18 protein-coding genes and 1 pseudogene are annotated in these 16,080 nt (G+C 47.1%); 17 read left to right on the top strand and 2 right to left on the bottom strand.

The window, feature by feature from the left end:
• Positions 1-73 precede the first annotated feature (73 nt).
• The 14 genes from DXA13_RS11725 (at position 74) to DXA13_RS11665 (ending at position 13,380) form a co-directional block, all read left to right on the top strand.
• Complete coding sequence (locus DXA13_RS11725; RefSeq protein ID WP_347559838.1) at positions 74-463, top strand: tripartite tricarboxylate transporter TctB family protein; 390 nt, start codon at positions 74-76, stop codon at positions 461-463.
• A gap of 111 nt (positions 464-574) precedes the next feature.
• Positions 575-1,558 carry a tripartite tricarboxylate transporter substrate binding protein gene (locus DXA13_RS11720; protein ID WP_118244655.1) on the top strand — a complete coding sequence of 328 codons (984 nt, stop codon included), beginning with the start codon at positions 575-577 and terminating at the stop codon, positions 1,556-1,558.
• A gap of 22 nt (positions 1,559-1,580) precedes the next feature.
• Entirely contained in the window at positions 1,581-1,739 is a 159-nt protein-coding gene (locus DXA13_RS21025; protein WP_181995644.1) for a hypothetical protein, read from the top strand.
• 23 nt (positions 1,740-1,762) lie between these two features.
• Positions 1,763-3,094, top strand: a complete 1,332-nt coding sequence (locus DXA13_RS11715; RefSeq protein WP_181995643.1) for a tripartite tricarboxylate transporter permease — start codon at positions 1,763-1,765, stop codon at positions 3,092-3,094.
• A gap of 741 nt (positions 3,095-3,835) precedes the next feature.
• Positions 3,836-5,419, top strand: a complete 1,584-nt coding sequence (locus DXA13_RS11710) for a ribulokinase (protein WP_181995642.1) — start codon at positions 3,836-3,838, stop codon at positions 5,417-5,419.
• Positions 5,409-6,008 (top strand): ROK family protein, encoded by a 600-nt coding sequence (locus tag DXA13_RS22415; RefSeq protein WP_181995641.1) that lies wholly within the window; start codon positions 5,409-5,411, stop codon positions 6,006-6,008. The genes DXA13_RS11710 and DXA13_RS22415 overlap by 11 nt, the downstream gene beginning before the upstream one ends.
• The gene (locus tag DXA13_RS22410; protein WP_118244645.1) at positions 5,984-6,628 is read left to right on the top strand and encodes an ROK family protein; all 645 of its coding nucleotides are present in this window, start codon (positions 5,984-5,986) and stop codon (positions 6,626-6,628) included. The genes DXA13_RS22415 and DXA13_RS22410 overlap by 25 nt, the downstream gene beginning before the upstream one ends.
• A 15-nt stretch (positions 6,629-6,643) precedes the next feature.
• Positions 6,644-7,126 carry an ureidoglycolate lyase gene (locus DXA13_RS11695; RefSeq protein ID WP_118244642.1) on the top strand — a complete coding sequence of 161 codons (483 nt, stop codon included), beginning with the start codon at positions 6,644-6,646 and terminating at the stop codon, positions 7,124-7,126.
• Positions 7,127-7,140: 14 nt separating this feature from the next.
• Positions 7,141-7,920 (top strand): glucose 1-dehydrogenase, encoded by a 780-nt coding sequence (locus DXA13_RS11690; protein WP_118244640.1) that lies wholly within the window; start codon positions 7,141-7,143, stop codon positions 7,918-7,920.
• Positions 7,921-7,967: 47 nt separating this feature from the next.
• Entirely contained in the window at positions 7,968-8,981 is a 1,014-nt protein-coding gene (locus DXA13_RS11685; RefSeq protein WP_118244638.1) for a sugar ABC transporter substrate-binding protein, read from the top strand.
• 73 nt (positions 8,982-9,054) lie between these two features.
• Entirely contained in the window at positions 9,055-10,572 is a 1,518-nt protein-coding gene (locus tag DXA13_RS11680) for a sugar ABC transporter ATP-binding protein (protein ID WP_118244636.1), read from the top strand.
• Positions 10,565-11,542 carry a ribose ABC transporter permease gene (gene rbsC / locus DXA13_RS11675; protein ID WP_118244634.1) on the top strand — a complete coding sequence of 326 codons (978 nt, stop codon included), beginning with the start codon at positions 10,565-10,567 and terminating at the stop codon, positions 11,540-11,542. The genes DXA13_RS11680 and rbsC overlap by 8 nt, the downstream gene beginning before the upstream one ends.
• Positions 11,543-11,575: 33 nt before the next feature.
• Complete coding sequence (locus DXA13_RS11670; protein ID WP_118244632.1) at positions 11,576-12,508, top strand: carbohydrate kinase family protein; 933 nt, start codon at positions 11,576-11,578, stop codon at positions 12,506-12,508.
• 5 nt (positions 12,509-12,513) lie between these two features.
• Complete coding sequence (locus tag DXA13_RS11665; RefSeq protein WP_118244630.1) at positions 12,514-13,380, top strand: ketose-bisphosphate aldolase; 867 nt, start codon at positions 12,514-12,516, stop codon at positions 13,378-13,380.
• A gap of 89 nt (positions 13,381-13,469) precedes the next feature.
• Here the strand turns inward: DXA13_RS11665 and DXA13_RS11660 are convergent, their stop codons facing one another.
• Positions 13,470-14,450, bottom strand: a complete 981-nt coding sequence (locus tag DXA13_RS11660; protein ID WP_118244628.1) for an asparaginase — start codon at positions 14,448-14,450, stop codon at positions 13,470-13,472.
• A gap of 121 nt (positions 14,451-14,571) precedes the next feature.
• Positions 14,572-14,805 (bottom strand): hypothetical protein, encoded by a 234-nt coding sequence (locus DXA13_RS20755; protein WP_147348025.1) that lies wholly within the window; start codon positions 14,803-14,805, stop codon positions 14,572-14,574.
• Positions 14,806-14,999: 194 nt separating this feature from the next.
• Between DXA13_RS20755 and DXA13_RS11650 the strand changes: the two genes are divergently transcribed.
• The 3 genes and pseudogenes from DXA13_RS11650 to DXA13_RS22405 form a co-directional block, all read left to right on the top strand.
• On the top strand, positions 15,000-15,209 hold the full coding sequence (locus DXA13_RS11650) for a helix-turn-helix domain-containing protein (RefSeq protein ID WP_243009092.1): 210 nt from the start codon (positions 15,000-15,002) through the stop codon (positions 15,207-15,209).
• Positions 15,210-15,299: 90 nt separating this feature from the next.
• Complete coding sequence (locus tag DXA13_RS11645) at positions 15,300-15,707, top strand: type II secretion system protein (protein WP_118244622.1); 408 nt, start codon at positions 15,300-15,302, stop codon at positions 15,705-15,707.
• A gap of 73 nt (positions 15,708-15,780) precedes the next feature.
• Positions 15,781-16,080 (top strand): annotated as a pseudogene (locus tag DXA13_RS22405) (hypothetical protein); the annotation flags it as partial.

The following is a 16,080-nucleotide window of genomic DNA, read 5'->3' as shown; positions in this document are numbered from 1 at the left end:
TAATGATCGTGTTAAGCGCAGGTCTGTTTTTTGGAAAAGTGACGTCCAATGTTCCGGAAGTCAGCCAGGCGGGCTGATCGCCAGGCCGGATGTATGGCTGCAGATGATAGCTGTGCTTCTGTTTCTGGTAGCCGTGATTCTGGTTGTATCATCTCTGGATTTTGCTGGTAAGGCAGAAAAAGAGGGGTTCCATTTTGTGCTGGACAGCACCATCCTGCTGACAGTTGCCGCTCTTATCTTATATGCGGTCTTGCTGCCGGCAGCAGGATTTATTCCAACGACGTTTCTGATGACCGTATTTCTGACGGCAGTTTATACGCTGAAGGAAGAGAAACTCTGCGTCAGAGGGCTGGATAAAAAAGATATGATCAGAATCGGGCGTAAAAGCGTAATAACAGGGGCGGTTCTGCTCGTGATTTTGTGGCTTGTATTTGCTAAACTGCTGGCCATCCAGCTTCCGTAGCGGTCTGAGCGTCGGTACAGAAAGCGGTATTGAGTATTCAATGTCGCGAACTTCATAAAAAAGGGAACAAGCAGAAGAGATAAAAATGTAAGAAAAAGGAGAAGGATTGAGATGAAATTTAAAAATATATTAAAGGCAGGCATTTGCATTTTTTCAGCAGCCGTATTGCTGGCTGGCTGTCAATCAGGAGAAAAAAAGGATGATTACCCTACAAAGCCGGTCAATGTGATCGTCCCGTTTGCACCGGGCGGCGGTTCTGATGTCCTGACCCGTTCGATGATGGAATATCTGAAGCTTCCGAACAACCAGAACTTTGTTGCGGTAAATGTGGACGGCGCAGCCGGATATATCGGCTGTCAGCAGGCGTATAATTCTGCAAACGACGGATATACCCTTCTGGCGCATAATCCCATGGATGTCGTTTCTTATACTCTGGGCGGGACGACGGACGTGGAACTGTACAAGGACCTGGAACTTGTCTGCGGTATTGCTGACGACTTTAATATCCTTGTGACAAATAAACAGAGCGGATGGAAAACGCTGGATGATGTCGTAGAGTATGTTAAGGCACATCCGGGAGAAGTTAAGGTGGGAAACACAGGCTCCATGAACTGCAATATGGCGGACTGCTTAAGAGTTCTGGATGCCCTTGGAATCAAAGACGACGTAACAGTAGTTCCATATAACAGCGGCGCGGACAACAAGGTGGCCAATATGGGCAATCACGTTCAACTGAGCGTAAATACTGGGGCGGACGTGCAGGCTTCCGTAGAAGCGGGCGATGAAATTCCACTTCTCGTCATCAGTGACCGCCGCTCTAAATCCCTTCCGGATGTACCGTGTACAAAAGAGCTGGGATATGATGTTGTAACGACAAAACCGAGGGGACTGTATGCTCCGAAAGGAACGAGTGCGGATAAAATAAAAGTGATCAGCGACGCAGTGGCAGAGGTGTGCGCGAACGAGGATTTCCAGAAAAAGGTTTTGAGCCTTGGCCTTGAAGTACATTATGTATCCGGTGAAGAACTGCAGAAAAAGATCGACGGCTGGGTGGAAGAAATTAAGCCTGTATTTGAAGACATGAAACAACAGTAAATAATTTAAGGAGGACAAGCACATGGAAGCGATTATCGGCGGCTTTTCCACTATTTTTACAGACCCTATGTGCCTGACAGTGTTATTTGGAGGCGTTTTCATAGGAATTGTATTCGGCTGTATTCCAGGTCTGACGGCAACACTGGGGGTAACGCTGATGATTCCGTTTACATACGCTTAACGCCGGCACAGGGACTAACTCTGTTGATTGCCATTTATGTAGGTGGAATCAGCGGGGGTCTGATTACAGCGACATTGATCAATATTCCGGGAACGCCGTCTTCTATTTTTACGTGTTACGACGGTTATCCGATGGCAAAAAACGGAAAACCGGGACAGGCGCTCTCCATCGGCGTATTCGCTTCGCTGATCGGCGGAACGGTATCGGCTCTGGCGCTGTTTTTTATCGCACCGCCGCTCTCAAAGGTGTCATTGATCTTTGGAAACTGGGAGTACTTTGCAGTTGCATTTCTGGGACTGGCAGTCGTGATCAGTATGGCTTCAGACGACATCGTCAAAGGACTGATCGGCGCTCTGATCGGAATTATATGCGGCAGTATCGGCCTGGACGCAGTGTCGGGAGCCCAGAGACTGACATTCGGGTCATGGCAGCTGATGAGCGGACTTCAGTCCACAGCACTGATGATGGGGCTGTTTGCTGTTTGTGAAATACTGATTCAGAGCCATGATCTGGGAAAGGAGAAAAAGGATATACAGATGGGGAAGATGTCCTTTATGCCTCCGCTGAAAGAAATGAAAGGCTGCGGCCTTCCCATTGCTCTGGGATGCCTGTATGGTACGGGAATCGGGATTCTTCCCGGAATCGGGCAAAATGCATCTACGCTGATCACATATAATCAGGCTAAAAAATTATCCAGGCATCCGGAACGGTTTGGCCACGGCTCACCGGAAGGCATTTGCGCTTCTGAGACATCCAATAATGCGGTAAACGGAGGTGCGCTGATACCTCTGATTACTCTTGGAATACCGGGAGACCTGACGACGGCGGCACTGATCGGAGGTCTGATGATTCACGGCCTGCAGCCGGGGCCTCTCCTTTTTAAGACAAATCTGGATGTCGTAGGCGCGATTATGGTTGCCTATTTCCTGGCAAATATCGTCATGTATGTGATGGAACTGGGACTGATCCGAGTTTTTGTGAAAGCGGTAAATATTAAATTTTCTTATCTGTTCCCGGCGATTCTGATGTTCTGCCTTCTTGGAACTTTCGCGCTGAACAACAGGACATTTGATTTGTGGGTGCTGATTATTTCCGGAATCGCAGCCTATGTCCTGACACAGTTCAAGGTGGATATGGCGCCGGTGATTTTAGGATACATTCTGGGACCGCTTGTGGAAAAGTATTTCCGTATGGCGCTTACAGCGGAAAATGGTAATTTTGCCGCTGTGCTGGACAGACCGATTGCCCTTGTCTGCCTTGCAGCAGCTTTGATCTTCCTGATCATGCCGGTGTGCAGCAGCGGTTTCCGCAGAAACAAGAATAAACTTAACAGACTTCAGGAACAGGGAAATTAGCTGTTTTCAACAAACAGCAGTTTTTTGAAAAATAGAGTTAAAAAAAGATCAGGCTGCCTGCCATAAGTGGAAGCGGCCTGATCTTTTTACTTTCCAGGAAAGAATTTGTTGCTGTGAAGTATTAAAGTATCTGATTTCCTGGAAAGTAAAAAACGCTCCGCTATGGATGCGCACTGCGGCGGAAGGGAATCAAGTCGCTGAAGCGACTCGCCGCAGGCGCGAGAGTTCCGCTTGCGGAACTCTTTGTTTACTTTCTAGGAAAGACCTTGTTATTGTAAAGTGATAAAGCGTATGATTTCCTAGAAAGTAAAAAACGCTCCGCTATGGATGCGCACTGCGGCGGAAGGGAATCAAGTCGCTGAAGCGACCCGCCGCAGGCGCGAGAGTTCCGCTTGCGGAACTCTTTGTTTTAGGAGAGCCGGTTTTTGCGGAATTTAAGGCTTTCGGCAGGGCGGAACCCTCTGTCAAGGGAGTGCAGCTATCCGGTCCCCCTTGCGTTGTTGTACAAATGACACAAAAAATAAAAAATGAAGAAAAGAATATTGACAAAAATGTTAGATGAGTATATTATAATACTTAATTACAGTATGAAAGAAAGTAGTGAGGACAAGATATGGACAACTACGTAATAGGTATTGATTTTGGGAGCGATTCTGTCAGAGCGGTTTTGATCGATGTGAATAATGGGGCTGAGCTGTCATCGTCAACTGTCTTTTATAAGAGGTGGGCAGAGAAGAAATATTGCGACAGCCCATCCAACAGGTTCAGGCAGCATCCATTAGATACATAGAGGGCTTTGAGGAAGCCGTCCGCAAGGCAGTTGCTGAAGGAAGTAAAAAAGTCGGCCGTCCGATCGGAGAGAAAATTGCGGGAATAGGAGTGGATACGACAGGCTCTACCCCCTGCCCGGTAAATAAAGAAGGAATTCCGCTGGCACTTCTTCCGGAATTTGCTGATAATCCGAATGCCATGTTCTGGCTGTGGAAGGATCATACGGCGATTGACGAAGCGAAGGAGATCAACAGGATACTCAGCGATTTTCGGGGAGAAAATTATACCAGATTTCAGGGCGAATACGCTTCTGAATGGTGGTGGGCCAAGATTCTTCATTGTGCGCGTACAGATTCAAGGGTAAAGGAAGCAGCTTATTCCTGGATCGAGCACTGCGACTGGATTCCGGCCCTTCTGACCGGCAGAACTAAGCCGGAAGAGATGTACCGCTGCAGCTGCGCAGCAGGACATAAAGCCCTGTGGCACAGTGATTTCGGCGGACTTCCCGCCCATGAATGCCTGAAAGCGATCGACCCTTATCTGGAAAAAGTGGCGGAAACCTATGGACAGGGACCTCAGGTTTCCACGACCAATACTGGTATGATTACTCCTGAATGGGCGGAGAGGTTGGGAATCAGTAAAAAGTGCATAATCGGAGGCAGCTCTCTGGACGCTCATGCAGGAGCGGTGGGAGCGGGCATTACAGATAATACGTTAGTTATGGTAATCGGAACATCTGCTGTTGACATGCTTATCGAAAAGAGGCAAAATGTCAGAGGTAAGGACCTCAAGGATTCCTGCGGAATGGCTGAAAATTCAATTGTTCCGGGATATATTGGAATTGAATCAAGCCAGGCAGCGTTTGGCGATGTGTATTCCTGGATTCGGGATATTCTGATGTGGTCGGTAAGAGATTTCGTGGATTCTATGGAAGGAATCAGCGAGGAACAGAAAAGGCAGTATACAAAAGATTATAAAAACAGGCTGCTGGATCGGTTATCCCAAGAGGCGATGGCCTACGAAGGAGAAGACATCAGTGCAGTCGACTGGTTAAATGGACGAAGATATCCGATTATCAATGAAAAAGTAAAGAGCGGGGTCTATGGTTTATCATTAAGTACCGATACGGTGCAGTTATTCCGCTCATTCGTTCTTTCTACTGTATTTGGAGCGAGGAGAATAGTTGAGTCCTTTGTTACAAGAGGGATTCAGATTGACAGAATTATTACGGTGGGAGGAGTTTCTAAAAGATCGCCCCTGATTATGCAGCTTTTGGCGGATGCATTGAAAAGGCCGATACAGGTTTCGAATTGCAATCAGGCATGTGCAAGAGGGGCGGCGATCTATGCGGCAGTGGCGGCAGGATTCTATCATACGATTGTGGAAGCGCAGAAAACGATGTGTATAGGATTTTCCAATGTCTACACGCCGAATGAGGATAATTTTACCAGATACGACATACTTTACAGGAAATATCTTAACGTAGGGCGCCATTTTGAGGACATCCAGTCATCCTGGGATGGAGAAGGTGCTGAGAAAGAGTATGAACAGTAGTAATGTAAACTTAAAAAACAAAACGGATATCCTGGATGTGCTTTGGAGACATGACAGTGTATTTAAGGCAGAGATTGCCCGGATGGTGAATCTTTCCCAACCGACCGTATTGAGGATTATTGAGGACCTGAAGAAGAAAGATATTGTAAACGTAACAGAGATTGGAGTGAGCAGCGGAGGAAGACCTCCGGTGATGCTGGAACTGAATAAGGATGCGTACAACATCATATCTCTGGACATCGACGAGTACAGGACAGAAGTGCTGCTGACGGATTTAAAGCTGAACATTATTGACAGCAGAATCAGGGACAACCAGTCTGCGGATACCAGCCTTTCCATTATGACAAAGGCTGTCGAGATGGTGAAATCGGTTATTGAAGATAACCGTGAGCGAATCAGGGAAATTGCCGGAATCGGCGTCTGTGTTCCGGGACTGGTGGATGCAAAGCAGGGCTATGTCATTTACAGCAATGAATTAAAGTGGAGCGAGGTCAGTGCCAGGAAGTTCTTTTGCCAGCATTTTGATGGTTATATTACGGTGGAAGAAGGAAGCAGGCTTTCGCCATGTATGAGAAAATGTTTGGAATAGGAAAAGAAATCGGCAATTATATGTGTCTGAGCCTGGGAAAGGGAATCTCATCTGCTCTTGTTATGAGGGGAAAGCTGATTTACGGAGCTTCTGAGATTGCCGGACAGATCGGCCACATGGCAGTAGAAAAGGACGGTCCGAAGTGTTACTGCGGCAATTATGGCTGTCTGGAGCTGTTTGCTTCCGGAAAGTCCATTAAGGCAAAGGCGGTAGAAACAGTAAAAGGAAATCAGAATTCTATGATTACCGATCTTGTATATGGAGAGGCCGGAAAAGTTGATCTCGATATTGTATTTGAAGCGGCATCGAATGGAGACAAGACTGCGATAGATATATTAAGTAATGCCGCAGAATATCTGGGGATGGCAGTGAGCAGCGTGATCAATCTGGTAGATCCGGAAGCGATTATCTGTGGGGGAAAGCTTGGGAATAATCGATTGTTTATAAACATGTTCAAAGAGGCGCTTGATAACAGAAAGATGAGAATGAGGGACGGGGAAATCAAATTAATTACGGTAGAGAATGTAAGCAGCTATCGGGCAATCGGCGCGGCAGCCTTCATTTTGGAACGATTTCTTGAGAATGGAGGAGGAGTGCCGGACAGCATTACAGTCAAATAGAGGGGAGAGGATTTTATGCGTCAGATTCAGGCAAAAAAATTAACAGTTCAGGGGTTTGCACCTTACGGCAGCTATATGGATATTCTCCATCCGGAGGGCAGCTGCCTGGGGGATTTTTATAACGATAAGGTCCTCTACCATGTGTCGGGGAATATGCCGGTAGGATTTTCCACATTGATATGCAGGAAGCCTGAGCAGCAGATTGTTACAAAAGCAGAATACCATAATACCACGGGAGAGGCTATGCTTGTCATGGACGATGATGTGATCTTACATGTTGCGCCTCCTACAGGCGAACCGTGTCCTGAGCGCACAGAAGCATTTATCGTACCGATGGGAACACTGATCGCCATTAAGACAGGCGTATGGCACATGGGGGTAATGCCACTTACAAAAGAAGAGGCGCACGTGCTGATTGTTCTTCCGGAACGGGTATATAAAAATGACTGTTCTGTATCTGAATATAAAGAGGAAGATTTTATTGAAATTTTATCATAAAGGAGGAGATTTTTATGGAAAATGTAATGGAACTGTTTTCACTGAAAGGAAGAGTGGCAATCGTGACAGGCGGAGGCCAGGGTCTGGGGAAATCCATGGCGATAGGCCTGGCACAGGCAGGAGCTGATATCGTTATAGCTGCCAGGAGAACTGAGACGGCTATGGAGACAAAGAAAATTATCGAAGACATCGGAGTAAAGTGCACCGTAATCAAGGGAGACATGAGAGTGGAAGACGATGTAAAGAAAATGGTCTCTCAGGTTGTGGAAGAATACGGAAAGATCGATATCCTCTTTAATAATGCAGGTACCTGGAGAGGAAGCGATGCGGAGAAGATGGAGCTGGAGGACTGGAAGGAAGTCATTGATGTGAACCTGACAGGACCGTTTATTGTTTCCAGGGAAGTAGGCAATGTGATGCTCAGGCAGGGTAAGGGAAGTATCGTAAACGTGGCCTCCATGTCGGGAATGATTGTCAATACGCCTCAGAACCAGTGTGCATACAATGCGTCCAAGGGCGGTCTGATTATGCTGACCAAATCTATGGCAGCAGAATGGGCGGACCGGGGAGTAAGAGTGAACGCCCTCTGCCCTGGATATATGAGGACCGAGATGAGTGAGGACAGGTATCAGAGAAAAGATCCGGCTATTGAACGGTGGTTCTCCATGACGCCAATGGGCAGATCAGGAGTGCCGGATGAGCTGATGGGCATTGCCGTATATCTGGCATCGGATGCGTCCAGTTTTGTAACGGGAGCGTCCTATCTGGTAGACGGCGGATATACAGCCTGGTAAGTTTCAAAAGAGAGCAAAATCATTATAATATATTAAGGAGGTTATTTATGAGAAGAAAGGTTTTAGCAACAGCATTGGCAGCAGTCATGGTACTGACCCTGGGCGCCTGCTCATCAGGAGAGAAAAAGGCGGAGACAACTGCATCAGGAACGACTGCAGAGGCAGGAGCAGAGACGACGGAAAAGGCTGCGGAAGAAACGACGGACAGCAAGTCTTCCGACGAAAAGGGCAAATTAATTGGCATTTCTGTGGCCGACCAGTCGAACGTTTTTTACGTTGATATTCTGGCAGGCATGGAAGAGGCAAAGCAGGACGGAGATGAATTTGTCATCATGGATGCAGGCTTTGATGCTGCCAAACAGATGGATGACATCGAAGACATGATTACACAGGGAGTTCAGGTTATGCTGATTGATCCGGTTGATTCCAATGCGATTAAGACATCCCTGGATGCATGCAATAAGGCCGGAATTCCGATCATCTGCTATAACTCACCGGTTGCGGCTGATCTGGCGGAACAGGTAGATTCTACGGTAGCGACAGACAACGTAATGGCTGGTAACCTGGCAGGAGAAGCCATGGCAAAGGGTATGGGAGAAAAAGGCAAGGTCGCTCTTCTTACATATAATGTTGCGGAAGTTACGGCAGACCGTGCAAACGGTTTTATGGATGTCTTAAAGAAATATCCGGATATTGAGATCGTAGAGCAGCAGGAAATCGAACCAGGTACAGATACGGCCCTGCCTGTAGCAGAAAATATTCTCCAGGCTTATCCGGACCTTACAGGATTCTTTGCAATCAATGACCCGTCAGCTCTTGGAATCGTAGCGGCCGCAGAGACGGCAGGCATGCTTGACCAGCTTACGATTGTAGGCGTAGATGGTTCGGAAGAGGCAAAGGCTTCTATTAAAGAAGGAAAAATGTATGCCAGCGCAGCGCAGTACCCGAAGGAAATTGGAAAGATATCCATTGAAACCGCTTATAAGGTATTAAACGGAGAAACAGTGGAAAAAGATACAAAAGTAGATTCCGGACTGATCGATGCCAGCAATGCTGAATAATCATTAACCCAGGAAAGGGCTGTCTGTTAAGAGTTTCTGATCAGACAGCCCTGTTAAGAAAGAGGGGCGGCTTATGGTAGAACAGAACTATTTAGAAATGCTCAATATCAGTAAAACCTTTCCAGGAGCGAAGGTACTGTCCAATATCGATTTCAGGCTGAAAGCAGGGGAAGTCCGGGCATTAATGGGAGAAAACGGCGCCGGAAAATCCACGCTCATGAAAATCCTAGGCGGAATCTATGATATGGATAAGGACGGCGGGAAGATTCTGATTGAAGGCAATGAGGTTAAAATCAATGATGTAAAAGATGCCCAGAAGTACGGCATCAGCATTATCCATCAGGAGCTGTGCCTGGCAGCCAATATGACGGTCTTTGATAATCTCTTTATGGGAAATGAGATCGAAAGGGCCAGAGGATTCCTGGATGACAGACAGATGAAAAAGAAGGCTCAGGCTATCATAGAAGAAATGGGGCTTACCTTCCAGGCAGACCAGATTGTCAGCAGGCTGAGCATTGCGGAACAGCAGATGGTGGAAATCTGCAAGGCCCTGCTGTCGAGGGCAAGGGTGATTGTCATGGACGAGCCTACATCTTCACTGACGGCGAATGAGATTGAGCAGCTGTTTGTACAGATTGAAAAGCTGAAAAAAAGTAATATTGCAATTGTTTATATATCACACAGAATGGATGAGATTTTCCGGATTTCGGATTCCATCACGATTCTCAGAGACGGACATTTGATTGATACGGTTCAGGCATCAGAGGTAAATTCCGACCAGTTGATTGAAATGATGGTAGGGAGGCAGATCGACCGGTATATGAAGCACACGTCAGAGCTGCCGATCGGCGCGGAGTGCCTGAGGGTAGAAGGACTGACCAATAAAAAGCTGAAAAATGTCAGTTTCCATGTAAGCAAAGGGGAAATAGTCGGTTTTGCAGGTCTGGTAGGCGCAGGACGGACAGAGACAGCGAGAGCTGTTTTTGGGATCGACCGGATTACCAGCGGTGAAATCTATGTAAATGGGAAAAAAGTCAGCATCAGGAATGCCAGCGACGCGATTGGATGTGGAATTGGCTATGTGCCTGAAAACCGAAAGGAAGAGGGAATTATCCCTATGAAATCGATCAAGTATAATATGACCCTTTTGGTGCTGAAGAATTTTATAAAGGGAATCGGAGTAAATGCCAGGAAGGAGAGTGAGATATTTGACGAGTATTCCGGCAGGCTTTCCATCAAATATTCCTCTTCGGAACAGCTGATCCGTCTCTTGTCAGGTGGAAATCAGCAGAAGGTTATTGTTTCCAAATGGCTGGCTACGAAGCCGGATATTATTATTCTGGATGAGCCGACCAGGGGAATTGACATTGGAGCAAAAACAGAAATTTACCAGCTCATTGTTGAGATGGCGAAACAGGGTGTCGGAGTAATCATGATTTCTTCTGAAATGGAGGAGATCATTAATTTGAGTACGAGAATCTACGTCATGTATGAAGGCCGTATTACAGGCGAAATAACTGAGGAAGAACTGAAAATGATTACTCAGGAGAAGATTATGTATTTTGCATCGGGAGGGGATAGACATGAATAAGAAAAATAACAGCATTATTTTAAACAATCCTGTGGCAGATTTTATTCAGCGTAATATGGGAATTCTGATCGGACTGGTGGTATTAAGCGTGTTCCTGTCATTCTCCACAGATACGTTTCTCACCTCCAGAAACCTGATTTCCGTTCTGCGGCAGATTTGTGTGAACAGCCTGATCGCACTAGGAATGACGTTTGTACTGATTATTGGAGGAATTGACCTTACGGTAGGCTCCGTAGTAGGCGCTTGCGGCGTTTCAGTAGTTATTTTTATCAACAGAGGGATTCCGGTTTTTATGTCCATATTGCTTGCAATTCTGATCGGAGCCCTGATCGGACTGTTAAACGGCGTCATTATTGCGTATACGGGAATGCCGCCCTTTATCGTGACGCTGTCCCTGCAGCAGACCATCCGCGGCGTAGCCTACATAATTACGGACGGGCGTAGCGTTGCATGCAAAAACAAGACGTTTGATGTAATCGGAAACGGCTATACTCCGCTGATACAGATACCAGTCCCGATCCTGATTGTGCTGGCAGCGATTGTGGCGGCCTCCATTATTTTATATTACATGAAATTTGGACGGAGAATGTATGCGATCGGCGGCAATATCAACGCGGCAAAGTTTTCAGGAATCAAGGTAAAATCCATCACCATCCGTGTATATGTGATCTCTGCCATGCTGGCTGCGCTGGCCGGCATCATTCTGGCTTCCCGTATGTATTCAGGCCAGCCTACGGCGGGCAATGCATATGAATCCGATGCCATTGCGGCGGCTGTTCTCGGTGGAACCAGTTTTATGGGCGGCATAGGCACTGTAGGCGGGACGATTATCGGCGCTATGGTAATCGGTTTTCTGAACAACGGCCTGAACCTGCTGCACGTTTCTTCCTATGCCCAGATGGTTATTAAGGGCATTGTTATCATTACTGCAGTGGGAATTGACCTGTTAAAGAAAGGGAAGCAGCAGTAAAAAGTCGGGATAATAAGGCAAAGGAACAGGAATATGGGAGAAGAAAAAGCTGTTTTATGTGTAGGTCTTTTGATCCAGGATATTTTCTTAAAGCCGGTGGACCGGGAACTGTTTGACCAGGACTCGGTAATCATTGCGGATCCGGTAATACAGTTCGGAGGCGATGCGCTGAACCAGGCAGTAATTTTAAACAGGCTGGGGGTAAAGGTATCCCTGGCGGGAGCGGTAGGCTGCGATGAGGCGGGAAGCAATATTATTCGCTTTCTGAAAGAGGAAAGCGTAGAACATTCTATGGTGGAAATTTTAGATGGAAGCGTAACGACTGGCAGCTACGTCCTGTGTGAAAGCTCCGGAGAGCGTCATTTCCTTGTATGCGGGAACGCCAAACACAGGTATCTGTTTGAGGAATTCAGCCGGCTGGATGCGTATCAACTGGTATCGATTGGAAGCCTGTGCTGTATGGACCGAATGGACCGGGGCGGTTCTCTGAAGCTGCTTCAGGAAGCAAAGAAGAGAGGAATTATGACAGCAGCGGATTTCTCAGGTCTGTATACAGGGAATGAGATTGAAATCAGGAAGCTGCTGGAGTGTATCGACTATCTGTGGCCCAGCTATGAAGAGGCGGCGTCTGTATCGGGAGAGACGGAACCGGAGAAGATTATCAGCCGCCTGACTGATCTGGGGGCATCGAATATCATATTAAAGATGGGAAAAAAAGGCTGCCTGGTAAGGAATGCCCTGACCGGAGAGATCACATCAATTCCGGCAGTTGAGGTTCATGCAGTGGACACCACAGGCGCAGGCGATAATTTTGTAGCCGGTTGTATTTACGGATTGATGAACGGCAGGAGTCTGGAAGAAGCCGCTGCTGTCGGCGCCGCTGCAGGGGCGATTGCAGTAACAGAGATAGGAGCCAATAAGGCGGTCAGGAACAGGGAGCAGATTGAAAGCTTCGGAAAGAGGTAAATGCTATGCTGATGAATATGAATGCTTTACTGGAAACTGCGGTAGAAAATCATTTTGCAGTTCCGGCTTTTAATATCGGAACATGCCAATTCTTAAACGGTATTATTGAATTATGTGAGGAAGTGGAAGCTCCGGTCATTCTGGCAGTCCATCCATTGGAACAGAATTTCCAGAGGGAATCAGGGATGGCAGCCGTGCTGAAAGCCGCCCATAACGCGAAGGTACCTGTCTGCGTCCATCTGGATCACAGCGGTATTGCAGATATTGTAAGGGCTATCCGCAACGGCTTCACGTCGGTTATGATTGACGCTTCTCTGATGAGTTTTGAAGATAACGTGGACATGACGAAACAGGTGATAAAGATTGCCAGGCCTCTTGGAATCTCAGTAGAAGCAGAACTTGGCACGATCGGAAAGAATGCGGGCGCCGCGGAAGAAGGGACAAAGGATATTATTTACACCAGACCGGAGGAAGCCAGGGAGTTCGTGGAGCGTACAGGAACGGATACTCTGGCCGTGGCAGTCGGAACGGCTCACGGAATCTATCCTCCTGATTTCAGGCCGCAGCTGAAACTGGATCTGCTTTCTGAAATCCGGCAGTCGGTGGATGTTCCCCTTGTTCTTCACGGAGGTTCAAGCAATCCTGATGAAGAAATAAAAGAAGCGGTAAGACGGGGAATCAGCAAAGTAAACATCGCGTCAGATATCAAGTATGCATTTTATAAACAGCTTCGCCGGACTCTGGCAGAGAATGAAAATATGATAGAGCCCTTTGACATTTATCCGGAGGCGGTAAAAGCGATGCAGCAGGCAGCTCTTCATAAGATGGAGTTGTTCGGAACCGTGGGGACGGCGCAGCTGTATCATTTTTAAAAGGGCCTCTGCCATACATATAAAACTATAAACGAGCCCTGATTTCAAGGATTTCAAAACATCCGGAAGAAATCAGGACTCGTTTAATATTAATATTCTTCAAATATCCGCTGAATCTCTTCTCTGCTCCTGGTTTTCGTCAGAGCGGCCATCAGCAGTATCTTTGATTTCTGTGGAGGCAGAGTAACGCTGTAAATGGTTCCGCCCTTCTGGTCTACAGCAGCATCGTAGACCGTAATCCCGCTGGCCACCCTTGTGGATCGGACAACCGGAATTTTTTTGGATATTCTGCTTACGGTCTCAAGCCATTCCCTGCTGAATACAGACCCGCCTGCCCCGGCAATGACGAGACCGTCCGCCCGGTCACTTAAATACTCCAGTATTCCGGGATCAGCTCCAACGTGGAAATAGGCTACGGCTACCTTGGGAAGGCATTTGACAGAAGACAGGTCAAATTCCGTATCTGTGGTATGCCTTTTGATGGATTCATTTATGAAATAGACATTATCATTTCTGATATATCCCATGCAGCCGAAATCACGGCCGCTGAATGCGTCGGCCCTGAAGTTGTTTATCTTCTGAACGTCACGTCCTCCGTACACGGCGTCTGCAAATACGGCCATTACGCCTTTTCCGGCGGAGTTGCTGCTGGCAGCCAGAGCAACAGCCTGGTACAGATTCAGGGGACCGTCTGCGCTGGTAGCGGTAGCTGGGCGCATGGCGCCCGTAATGACGACCGGTTTTTTAGTCTTTACAAAAAGATTTAAAAAATATGCTGTTTCATCCAGTGTATCTGTCCCATGTGTGATTACAAAACCGTCGATCTCATCGCGCTCTGCCAGCGTATGAATTCTGTCTGCAAGCAGAAGCCAGTCGTCCGGAGTGATATCGGCACTGGATACGTTCAGAACCTGTTCACCGGAAAGCTCCGCCAGACGACCGATATTGGGAATGCCTGATATCAGAGCATTCACATCAAATTTACCGCCGGTATATCCTGTTGTAGCGCCTTTTTCACCGCCGGCGGAAATCGTTCCGCCTGTCGCCAGTATTACAATTCGTTTTTTCATATTCCAAATGCCTCCTTAATTTAGATCATCAGGCTGATGATGAGAGTGGCAGGCAACGCGCCTATAGATTCGACGATGCTGGAAATGCTTAGAGTTTTCGGTGCTGTTTTCATATTAAATCCTATCCATCTGGCATATGCCAGAAGAAGCTGTCGCTTACGTGGCGGCAGATGCTGGCGCCTTCGGATGCAGATAAGAACAGCAGGATCGGGTCTAAGCCAAGGGCACTGCCTGCAGAAACGATAAATACGATGGAACCGGCATCATTTAACGTATCGTCTATTACTTTTAAGACTGCCGCTTTTCCAAGCTTTTTATACAGCAGTACGGTGGAAACAAGAACGCCAACATCCAACGCTACATTGGGAGTTTATTATAAAGATTGTAACACCAACGGCGGCGGAACCTTCCGAAGCGGCTATTTGAGGCAGCACCTCATTTCCGCCAGAGGTTCATATCTGCTTATCATATAAAAATATGCTTGTCAGAAGATGTATAATATTATACGATAGTGTAAAAGTTTTCGATTGCGGAAATGATTGCGTGATTATGGCAATTATTGACAAGCTGATTTTAAAGGCGGTCGGCACGGCAGATATAAAAAATCTTACAGGAAAGAAAAGCGCAGAGATCATGCGCTTTATGAATGAAAAAGGAATTGTTCTTGTAAAAAGTGCAATTGAAAAAGTTGCCGACATTATGGGAGGTTCCAAGGTGACCATTTACAGTTATCTTGATGAGGCGAAAGGAAAAAGATGACAGAATAAAAAGGTAACAGAAAAAACGACATATAGACTTTTTTAGACTTGTTTTAATGATATTCTCCTTTCCATAAGGGAGGGGATAGGCATGCGGGATGATCACAAAGGATTTACACTCCTGGAACTGGTTATTGCAATGACGATATTGACGGTTATCGTCATGATCGGAAGCACAGCAGCTGTAGGTCAGATTGGGCGAAACAGAATAAAACGGCACGAAACGGAAGCTCAGGCGGTCTATGGTGCAGTGGTGGTATATATGGACGAAGCAACATCCAGAGGGACTCTGGACGAGTTGACTTTGTACGGAGATATTATGGCGTATCCGCTGGGAGATGAGAAAAATAAACTGTATAACCTGGTAAAAGGGATGTGTCCCAAGGACGCAAAGATTACCAAAATGTCTGTTGACAGGAAGAAAACGAAGGTAACAGCAATTGTATATAAGGTCGGTGACTGTGAGGTAGAGATCAGGAACGGAAGAGTGGACAGGTAAACGTACAGGCAATTAACACTTTGTCCTGGCTGTACATAATATAATCATATAAATGAATAGCGGAGAGATGATTATGTATAACGGTTTAGATAATAATATCATGGAGAGCGGTATGTTTCAGCCGTCCTGTTCCAATCAGACATGTCCGTGCAGGCGGCCGGAAGTCTGCTGTCCTTGTCCGATTCCAGGACCTCCCGGACCGCAGGGACCGACAGGAGCAACAGGGCCGGAAGGTCCTCAGGGTCCTACAGGATTCCAGGGTCCAACAGGAGCAACAGGAGCTGTGGGAGCAACAGGGGCGACAGGAGCTGCGGGAGCGACAGGAGCTGCGGGAGCGACAGGGGCAACAGGAGCGACAGGGTCGCAGGAGCTG

The organism is Clostridium sp. AM58-1XD (assembly GCF_003464085.1).
Taxonomy (GTDB): Bacteria; Bacillota; Clostridia; order Lachnospirales; family Lachnospiraceae; genus Lachnoclostridium_A.
Note: the sequence above shows the minus strand (reverse complement) of the source record. Positions and strands in the feature narration are given on the sequence as shown.

Bases quoted from the DNA above. Each gene is read 5' to 3' on its own strand.
- DXA13_RS11690 (WP_118244640.1), top strand. From the start codon at position 7,141: ATGGAAAATGTAATGGAACTGTTTTCACTGAAAGGAAGAGTGGCAATC.
- DXA13_RS11685 (WP_118244638.1), top strand. From the start codon at position 7,968: ATGAGAAGAAAGGTTTTAGCAACAGCATTGGCAGCAGTCATGGTACTG.
- DXA13_RS21025 (WP_181995644.1), top strand. From the start codon at position 1,581: ATGGAAGCGATTATCGGCGGCTTTTCCACTATTTTTACAGACCCTATG.
- DXA13_RS11650 (WP_243009092.1), top strand. From the start codon at position 15,000: ATGGCAATTATTGACAAGCTGATTTTAAAGGCGGTCGGCACGGCAGAT.
- DXA13_RS11680 (WP_118244636.1), top strand. From the start codon at position 9,055: ATGGTAGAACAGAACTATTTAGAAATGCTCAATATCAGTAAAACCTTT.
- rbsC (WP_118244634.1), top strand. From the start codon at position 10,565: ATGAATAAGAAAAATAACAGCATTATTTTAAACAATCCTGTGGCAGAT.
- DXA13_RS11695 (WP_118244642.1), top strand. From the start codon at position 6,644: ATGCGTCAGATTCAGGCAAAAAAATTAACAGTTCAGGGGTTTGCACCT.
- DXA13_RS11720 (WP_118244655.1), top strand. From the start codon at position 575: ATGAAATTTAAAAATATATTAAAGGCAGGCATTTGCATTTTTTCAGCA.
- DXA13_RS22415 (WP_181995641.1), top strand. From the start codon at position 5,409: ATGAACAGTAGTAATGTAAACTTAAAAAACAAAACGGATATCCTGGAT.
- DXA13_RS22410 (WP_118244645.1), top strand. From the start codon at position 5,984: ATGTATGAGAAAATGTTTGGAATAGGAAAAGAAATCGGCAATTATATG.
- DXA13_RS11645 (WP_118244622.1), top strand. From the start codon at position 15,300: ATGCGGGATGATCACAAAGGATTTACACTCCTGGAACTGGTTATTGCA.
- DXA13_RS11665 (WP_118244630.1), top strand. From the start codon at position 12,514: ATGCTGATGAATATGAATGCTTTACTGGAAACTGCGGTAGAAAATCAT.
- DXA13_RS11660 (WP_118244628.1), bottom strand. From the start codon at position 14,450: ATGAAAAAACGAATTGTAATACTGGCGACAGGCGGAACGATTTCCGCC.
- DXA13_RS11670 (WP_118244632.1), top strand. From the start codon at position 11,576: ATGGGAGAAGAAAAAGCTGTTTTATGTGTAGGTCTTTTGATCCAGGAT.